The 9129-nt window shown below is 61.6% G+C and carries 6 protein-coding genes; 3 read left to right on the top strand and 3 right to left on the bottom strand.

What is annotated here, in order from left to right; translation table 11 throughout:
• Positions 1-122: 122 nt before the first annotated feature.
• Together groL and groES are read right to left on the bottom strand one after the other, a co-directional pair.
• Positions 123-1760: a chaperonin GroEL gene (gene groL, locus DW024_RS08550; protein WP_118081059.1), complete on the bottom strand. Its 1638-nt coding sequence runs from the start codon at positions 1758-1760 to the stop codon at positions 123-125.
• Positions 1761-1856: 96 nt separating this feature from the next.
• On the bottom strand, positions 1857-2150 hold the full coding sequence (gene groES, locus DW024_RS08545) for a co-chaperone GroES (RefSeq protein WP_040358989.1): 294 nt from the start codon (positions 2148-2150) through the stop codon (positions 1857-1859).
• Positions 2151-2433: 283 nt separating this feature from the next.
• Here groES and DW024_RS08540 point away from each other — a divergent pair, with 283 nt between their 5' ends.
• The gene (locus DW024_RS08540) at positions 2434-2802 is read left to right on the top strand and encodes a hypothetical protein (RefSeq protein WP_118377477.1); all 369 of its coding nucleotides are present in this window, start codon (positions 2434-2436) and stop codon (positions 2800-2802) included.
• Positions 2803-3154: 352 nt separating this feature from the next.
• Positions 3155-5218 (top strand): LTA synthase family protein, encoded by a 2064-nt coding sequence (locus DW024_RS08535; protein WP_118377476.1) that lies wholly within the window; start codon positions 3155-3157, stop codon positions 5216-5218.
• A gap of 601 nt (positions 5219-5819) precedes the next feature.
• On the opposite strand, the gene DW024_RS08530 is transcribed toward DW024_RS08535, so the two are convergent.
• A complete protein-coding gene (locus DW024_RS08530; RefSeq protein ID WP_233541363.1) occupies positions 5820-7457 on the bottom strand; it encodes an amidohydrolase in 1638 nt (545 codons plus the stop codon).
• A 168-nt stretch (positions 7458-7625) separates the two neighbouring features.
• Between DW024_RS08530 and DW024_RS08525 the strand changes: the two genes are divergently transcribed.
• Positions 7626-9089, top strand: coding sequence for a M20 family metallopeptidase (locus tag DW024_RS08525; RefSeq protein ID WP_118377475.1), 1464 nt, complete (start codon positions 7626-7628; stop codon positions 9087-9089).
• Positions 9090-9129 lie beyond the last annotated feature (40 nt).

Below are 9129 nucleotides of genomic sequence, written 5' to 3'. Positions count from 1 at the left end.
CGCAAAGAGGCTCCGCAGCGCGAAGCGCGATGCGGAGCCTCTTTGCATGTCCGAGGACGTTCCGGAGAGAAACCCCCGTCACGCCCCCGGATCCCCGGTGGGAGTTCTAGACCTTGTCGGCCTTAGTACATACCGCCGCCCTGCTGACCAGCGGTGGCAGCAGCGATAGCGTCCTCAAGCTGAGTGTTTTTGGGGACATCGGAGACGGTAGCCTCGGTGATGAGGATCAGGCTGGCGACAGAAGCAGCGTTCTGCAGGGTGACGCGGCTGACCTTGACGGGGTCGAGGACGCCCATCTCGATCATGTCGCCCCACTCGCCGTTGGCAGAGTTGAGACCCTGGCCAGCAGGCAGCTCGGCAACCTTGTCGACCACGACAGCGCCCTCAAAGCCAGCGTTCTTGGCGATGGTGGCGACCGGAGCGGTCAAAGCCTTCTTGACGATATCGACGCCGATCTTCTCCTCGGGGTCGTCGATCTCGACAGCATCAAGCGCAGGAACAGCGTCCATGAAGGCGACGCCACCGCCGGCGACGATGCCCTCCTCGACAGCAGCGCGGGTAGCCTGCAGGGCATCCTCAACGCGGTGCTTGATCTCCTTGAGCTCGGACTCGGTAGCAGCGCCGACCTTGATGACGGCAACGCCACCGGAGAGCTTGGCCAGGCGCTCCTGGAGCTTCTCACGGTCGAAGTCAGAGGTGGTGTTCTCCATCTCGCCCTTAATCTGAGCGATACGGGCGTCAATGGCCTCCTTGGAGCCAGCGCCGCCGACGACAACGGTGTTGTCCTTGGAAATGGTGACGGACTTAGCGGTGCCGAGCATATCGGCGGTGATGTCAGCGACCTTCACGCCCAGCTCGTCCAGAGCAGCCTGACCACCGGTGAGGACGGCGATGTCCTCGAGGATGCGCTTACGGCGGTCGCCGTAGCCCGGGGCCTTGACGGCGCAGACGTTGAGAGCGCCACGGATCTTGTTGAGGACGAGGGTCGGCAGAGCCTCGCCGTCGATGTCCTCAGCGATGATGAGCAGGCCACGGCCGGCGCGCTGGACAGCCTCGAGAACAGGCATGATGTCCTGAACGCTGGAGATCTTCTGGTCGGTGATGAGGATGTACGGATCCTTCATCACGGCCTCCATGCGGTCGTTGTCCGTGACGAAATAAGCGGAGACATAGCCCTTGTCGAACTGCATGCCCTCGACGGTGTCGATGGTGATGTCGAACGTCTGGGAATCCTCGACGGTGATGACGCCGTCCTTGCCCACGACCTCCATGGCCTCGGCGATCTTCTCGCCGACCTCGGGGTCACCAGCGGAGATGGTGCCGACGGAAGCGATCTGCTCCTTGGTCTCGACCGGCTTGGCCTGCTTCTTCATCTCGGCGACGGCGGCGTTGACGGCCTTGTCGATGCCGCGACGGATGGCCAGCGGGTTGGCGCCAGCGGCGACGTTGCGCAGACCGTCGTTGACGATAGCCTGAGCGAGCAGGGTTGCGGTGGTGGTGCCGTCACCCACGGTGTCGTTGGTCTTGGTGGCGACCTCCTTCACCAGCTGAGCGCCCATGTTCTCGATGTTGTCCTCGAGCTCGATCTCCTTAGCGACGGAAACGCCGTCGTTGGTGATGGTCGGGGCACCGAACGTGCGCTGCAGAGCGACGTAACGGCCCTTGGGGCCCATGGTGACGGTAACGGCGTCGGCCAGAGTGTTGACGCCCTTGGCGAGCTTGGCGCGGGCATCGGTGTTGAACGTAATGTTCTTTGCCATGGTAGGTAATCCTCCAAAAGAAATGTGACTCGCGTCGCCGCTTCCGAGTCCTATGCGGCGGGCGCGTTCAAAGACGAATCAGAGATTCTGACGAGACTAGGCCTCGACGACAGCGTAGATGTCGTCGGCGCGCATCAGCAGATACTTCTCGCCGTCGACCTTGACCTCGTTGCCGCCGAACTTACCGTAGATGACAACGTCGCCGACCTGAACGTCCATAGGGATGCGCTCACCCTTGTCGTTGACCTTACCGGCGCCAACGGCAACGATGGTGCCGCGCTGCGGCTTCTCTTGAGCGTTGCTGGCGATGTACAGACCAGAAGCGGTCTTCTGCTCGGCCTCGTCGGGCTTGACCAGGACGCGATCTGCAAGCGGCTTCAAAGACGACATGCTTGTTTCCTCCTTTGTGGGCCGCGCGGTCATGCCGCGCGGGTTTCCCTACTTCGTTTGCGTACGCGTTGAATGGTACCCACGAATGGCGGGTTATACAACACGGAGTCAAAAAATCTTATTTTTTGGCACTTAGATTTTCTGAATGCCGGGGGATAACTTGTGCGCGGCCCCAAGGCGGACCGGAAAGCATGAAGTTTTAGCGCGGCAACTTTGTGAATCAGCTTCTCAAGACTACAATCCTCCAGATGAAATATGCCCAGATGAGAGGAAGGGAGGGCAGATGACTGATGAGCTGAGCACCTCGGCATGGCGAGATATAGCACCGAATCGCGATGCACGCGACTCCATGCCGTCCGTTCGCACTCGCCTGCTCGCCCTGGCTCTCGTCTTCGCCCTTCTCGCGGTAACCATCCTCTCCCCCATCGCAACCGCCCATGAGTTGCATCATGACTGCACCGGCGCGGGCTGCACCATCTGCGCCGAGCTCGCCGGCAATCTGTCGATCGCCCGTGGCGGTGACACCGTCCCCGTGGGCGCGACATCGTTCATCACCCTCTTGCTGATCTCCGCCCTAGCCGTCATCGGCACCGAGCGATCTTCATATGCCCCGGTCACCCTATTATCCCTCAGGGTCCGTCTGGACGATTAACGGCTCCCAATTGAATCAAATAGCTACCGCGTGCCACAGCGGCATCACCTTCGGCCGTCGGCACCCCGACGCAGCCGTTTTCAATTCAGGAGCAATCTATGGACAACCGAATCTACCGTCGCCATCCCAAGCGGCGTCCTATTCGTCACCGTGGCCCCATGGCGGCGGCATATATGTCCCTTGTAAGTGCGGTCTTTGCTCTCGCCGCTTCTGACGACAATGCGTCCAGCTCGACCCCGTCGAGGGGCTCACTGACAAACAGCTTAAAGCCGGCGAGGATTACCCACCCATCATGAACGACAACCTGGAGAAGCTCGTGAAGACGCTGAACTAGGAGTAAGGAACAGAGACGATGAAGATGAGCGTGAAGCATCTGAAAAGCTGGATGACCGACCATCCCTACCCCCGTACGCTGGCAACGATCGGCGGCGCATCGATATGCTCGATGCTCGCCCTCGAGCTGCCCTCCAACCATGAACTATGGAAGATGCAGCCCGGACCGGCACTTTTGGAGCTTTTGCTCATCTTCTGCTTCTTGTGCCTGTTGTTCTATCTGCCGCACCGCCGTAAGACCCCCGCAATCGTTGGCATCGTTGCGTTCGCCAGCATCGGTATCGCCGAGTACTTCGTAATCACGTTCAAATCGATGCCCATCCAACCCGGAGACCTGTTCGCCCTCTCGACCGCTGCGACGGTCGCCGGCAGCTACACCTATGAGCTCAGCACTTTCTGCTTCATGGGGCTTGCCGCCGCGGCCTTGGGAATCGCGCTTATCGTCCTCATTCCGCATGATGCATGTGGGCGACCGCCGCACCGCGCATCGGAAACGTCCCCCGAGCCCATCGACCATACGATGTCTGCGTCCTTGAAATCGAAGGACCCAAAGGCGTCTCCGGCAACCGAGGGGACATCGACAGCGCCGAGGGAGCATCCAGTCGCAACCAAATCCAAACTCCCCCTCTCCGTCGACCGTCGTACCGCACTTGTTGCCGGAGCCGTGCTGGGGGCGCAGACCTTCATCAGCTATTACGACACCTTGGGCATCAAGCTTCATACCTGGAAGCCCCTCGAAAGCTATTACAGTCAGGGGTTTCTCCCCACCTTCATTTCGAGCGCGAAAAAAATGGTGCCGCCTAAACCCAAGCACTACAAGAGCGGTGAGGCCTCGGCGATCATCAAGCGCCTTGCCGCGCGCTGGAACGCGGGCACGAACGGCATCGCCGACCCCTCCCGTGCCGCTGCCGTCGAACAGTTTGACCAGCTCAAGCCCTCAGTCATCTGCATCATGAACGAGTCCTTCGCCGACCTTTCAATCTTTAACGAACTGGGCTGTGGCTATAAGGGGCCCGAGCGCTTCAAAGCCATCGACAACGCGCTTCTGCAGGGAGTGAGCTACATGAGCGCCTTCGGTGCCGGCACCTGTAACAGCGAGTTCGAGTTCTTAACCGGACACTCCATGGCATTCCTGGGCGCTGGCGTCTACCCGTTCATGACCTACAACCTGGCCCCGAGCGAGAACCTCGCCCGTCAGTTCAAGAGACTCGGCTATCGCACCGTGGCCATGCACCCCAACCACGCCACCAACTGGAATCGCGAGAACGTCTTCGCGGACATGGGATTCGACGAGTTCCTCTCGATCGAGGACTTCGCCGGCGCACCCGAGCTCTGCCGCAAGGTCACCGACGCCGCCACCTACGACAAGTGCCTCGAGGTACTAAAGCAGAGCGACCAGCCGATCTTCATCCACGACGTGACGATGCAAAACCACTCCGCCTATGACACGGGCTTGGCGCCCACCGACCAGCAACTGCACCTTGCCGTCGAAGGTGTGTCCGACAAAGTTATCACCTGGACCAATGAATACTGCTCGCTCATGGAAGCGTCCGATGCCGCCTTCGCCGCCTTCCTGGAAAAGCTGCGTGATCTCGACCGCCCCGTCGTCGTGGTGATGTACGGCGACCACCAGCCGTTCTTCACCGACCGCTACAACGACCTCTACTTTACCGATGAGGACGATGCCACCCATACCGAGCGCATCTGGCAGACACGCTATGTGGTCTGGGCGAACTACGATGTCGCCGGCAACGCACAAACGAGTGGGGAACTCAACACAAGCATCAATAACGTCGGTGCACTCGCACTCAATGCCATCGGTGCCCCGCTCACCGCCTACCAACGCGCACGCTTGCAAAACCGAGCGCACATGCCGGCGATAAACGTGGTGGGGGCGCAGGATGCGCACGGCGTTTGGTATACAGCCGAGGCCAAGAACGTTCCCGCCAAGACCGCTAATGCGCGCGATCGCCTGGACCGCATGCAATATCGTAAGCTCTTCGACCACGAAGGCTCGGTCTTTGCCACCCATAAGCAGGCGGCCGCCAACGAAACCGACCCCAACGCAGCTCCGGGAGCCTAGGGTTGACCAATCTCGGGCCCGGTATTCAGAAAAGTCAGTGCAGCAAAATGGCGATGCGGACAGCGACTTGGGCATGGTTTTCGCCGCTCGCACGGGTCCCCTGGGAAGCAGCGTGCATTTTTGGGAGTTTTCAGCAGGCCAGGACGTCTGCATACGCGCCGGACACACCATATTGGTCCCAAGAACGCCTTTGACCGGCGATTTGGGTCGGCGGGCAAACCCCATCAGGACAAAAAGGCGTGCCTCGCGCCGCACCGGACCCCAAAATGACGTCGATCTCCGCAATGCCACCCGACTGCAGCGGCACCGGCAGAGCTCACGGTGCTGAATACTCCATTTTTTGCACGGCCCAGGCGGGGGTACATCAGGACCGGAAAGAACATCTCAACTTTTTATGCAATCTGCAATGGGAAGTATTCAAAACACCAAGAGACAGCATTACTGACGTCCAAATTGAGCGCGGGGCAGCGGCGCCTCCGCCCCGCGCCCAAATCAAGCAGAGCGGGGGCGCTCCTAACGGACCCCATAGGCAAACAAACGCGGCTCGAGCGCCATCCCAAAATAGGCTGCCCGAGCCGCGTTTAACGGTACGGCATGAATATTAGCGCTCGTAGATTAAGTTGCCTGCCAGATAGGTTGCCTGAACCTTGGTAGCCTGGAGCTCTTGGGGGTCGATGGCGAGCGGGTTTTGGTCCAGGACTACCAGGTCGGCGTATTTGCCGGGCTCTAGGCTGCCGAGGTTTTGCTCGTCGCCCGCTGCGTACGCGCTGCCAAGCGTGTAGTTGCGCAGGGCCGTTGCCGCGTCGATACGCTCGCTCGGCAGCCAGCCGCCCTCGGGCCAGTGGCTGCGGGGATCTTGGCGCGTGATAGCCGTGTAGAGCACGTTCATGCTGGTAACGGCCGTGATGGGGCTGTCGGTACCGAAAGCTTGACGGATACCGCGCTGCTGATAAGTTGCGAACGGCCACATGATGCGGCTGCGTTCCAGGCCCAGGTCGCGCTCCGGGCCACCCGGGTCGAGCGTGATATGGCAGGGCTGGCTCGAGGCAATGACGTTGAGTTTGCGCAGACGATCGATGTCCTCGGGCAGCAGATTCTCCAAATGCTCAAGCGTATTATGGCCGTGCTGGGGCAAGCCGTAGAGCTCTGCCGCCTCCTCAAAGATATCGAGTGCGGCATGGATGGCGCCGTCGCCGATAACGTGGATGCGCACGGTGTGGCCGCGCTCGGCTGCCGCCAGAACCAACTTGCGCATGCGCTCGACAGGAACCGTCAGACGGCCCTGGTCGCCCGGGAAGCGCGGGTTGGTATAGGGATCGGTGAGGTATGCGGTGTGCTCGCTCGACACGCCATCGAAGAACTGCTTAAAGCCCGGCGCCGAGAGCAACGCATTGTTTGCGTAGCGGGTCTGAAGTTCTTCCAAGCGCGATTGGTCATCCAACAGCGTGGGGAACAGGTGGGCGCGAATGCCCAGCTTGCCAATCGCCTGAAGCTTGTCGTAGACGTCGTCGCGGATAAAGTCACAGCCCGGCATGGGCATGAGCGACATGTCGCAAATCGAGGTAATGCCCTGCTCGGCCATGCGTTTCATTTGGTCGGCATACGCGCTCGCGATGCGATCCTCGCCCAGCCACTCAAGACAGCGCGGCAGCAGCTGCATGGCCGCAGCCTCGTGAGCGATACCCGTGAGCTCGCCATTTGCATCCTTGTCGTAGCTGCCACCCGCCGGCGGCTCGCTGTCGCGCGTCACGCCGAGCGCCTCGAGTGCGCGGCTGTTAAGCCACAGCGTGTGCCCGTCGCCCGAGTACATAACGCAGGGACGATCGGGAAATGCCGCATCGAGGGAGGCCTTGGTAGGGTGCTCGGGCGGATCCCAGCGGTAATCGCGCCAACCCTGGGTCACGACCCAAGCGTCGTCGGGCAAGCCTTGGGAAAACTCGAGCGCATGCTGCACCAATGCTGCCTCGGACGTGCCCATATCCATGAGCATGTACGGCGAGGAGCCAACCGAAGTATGGAAGAAATGCAGGTGCGCATCGTGGAAACCGGGGCAGACAAACTGCTCGCCGTAATCGACCACCGGCGTGGCGGCAGGTGCGGCGTCAATCACGTCATCGGGCGCACCGACTGCGACAATGCGATCGCCCGCGATGGCAATCGCCAGCTCGCGGGCGGTATCGATACCGTCTTGCGCGGTAAAAACGTTCTTGGAGCGGATAATCCGATCGATATGTTGCATGGGCATCCCCATCTCTGGCAGGAAATTCAACACCCCCGAGTGTACTCCCCCGCCCTTGCAACAAAACTCCAAGCGGCAAACGGCAACTTTACCAGCCCTAGCGGCAGGTGGCATACTGGAGAGAGCCTGTACGATTTTGCGATCGAGCCAGCAAGGAGCAAATCGACCATGACGAAGACCAAGGCACAGCAGATTATGGCGGCGACCGAGGTGCGAGCGGCTGACGACGTCACCGCAGCCATCCAAGATATCGCCGCCGAGTTTGAACCCTACATCATCAAGCAGCGCCGACACTTCCATAAGCACCCGGAGCTGAGCCTTGCCGAGGAGCGCACGACTTCCGACATCGCCAACCAGCTCGACGCCATGAACATCCCCTACGAGCGTCCGCTCAAGACGGGCCTGGTGGCGACGCTTCGCGGCACCGCGCCCGATGCCTACCGCGAGGACGGCACGCCGCGCCGCCGTATCCTGCTGCGCGCCGACATCGACGCCCTGCCCGTCACCGAGCAGACCGGCGAGGAGTTCGCCAGCGTCAACGAGGGCTGCATGCACGCCTGCGGCCACGACTGCCATATCGCCATGATGCTCGGCACGTTGCAGATTCTGCGCCACATGACCGATGACATCCACGGCGAGATTCGCATCGTTTTCCAGCCCAGCGAGGAAAACGGCCAGGGCGCCAAGCTCATGATCGGCACGGGCGTACTCGATGGCGTCGACGGTGCCTATGCCGCGCACATCTGGAGCGAGGTCGATGCCGGCACCGTGAGCTGCGAGCCCGGTCCGCGCATGGCCAATACCGACTGGTTCCGCATCGACGTCCGCGGCACCTCGTGCCATGGCGCCATGCCCCAGCGCGGCCACGACGCCGTTATGGTTGCCGCCGAAATCGTCAACGCCCTACAGACCATCGTTTCGCGCGAGATCAGCCCCTACGAGCCGGCCGTCATTACCGTCGGCGAGCTGCACGGCGGCACCGCGCGCAACGTTATCGCCGGCACGGCCTACCTCGCCGGCACGGTGCGCACCTATGGCGACAAGACGCATGAGGAGATGCCCGAGCTTATGCGCCGCATCGTGGAGCACACCGCAGCAGCACTAGGCGCCGAGGCCGAACTCACCGACTACACCATCGCCAACTACAAGGTCGAAAACGATGCCGCCTCGAGCGAGCGCTGCCGCCAAGCTGTGCTCAAGTGCCTGGGCCCCGCAGGCGAGGGCCATTACCGCGGCACGCTTTCGGGCGAGGATTTCTCGGAGTACCTGCGCCGTGTGCCGGGCGTGCTCGCCTTTGTTGGCACGCGCAACCCCCAGATTGGCGCCACCTATGCCCAGCACTCCTGCTTCTACAAGATCGACGAGAGCGTGCTCGCCAAGGGCTCCATGGTAGCCGCCCAGTATGCCATCGACTTTTTGGCCGAGCCCACGCAAGAAGAGCTCGACGGCCCCACGATCGCCGCGGTTGCCGAGACCAATCCCGACCTGGCCGCCAAGCTGCGCTCTGCCAAGGCAACGGCCGCCGAGGCCCGCGACGCCATGCACGACGCCCGCACCGCCCGCCATGCTGCCATCAAGGGCATCCACGATGCGCGGGCTGCTGCTCGCCACGAGGAGAAGCGCGACGAGTAGCCGTCACGCCTACCCATAACAACCTGGCTAGAGCAAAGCG

The sequence above is a fragment of the Collinsella sp. AF37-9 genome (genome assembly GCF_003475115.1).
Classification (GTDB): Bacteria; Actinomycetota; Coriobacteriia; order Coriobacteriales; family Coriobacteriaceae; genus Collinsella.
The sequence above is the reverse complement of the archived record's forward strand: the minus strand, read 5'-3'. Positions and strand labels throughout refer to the sequence as shown.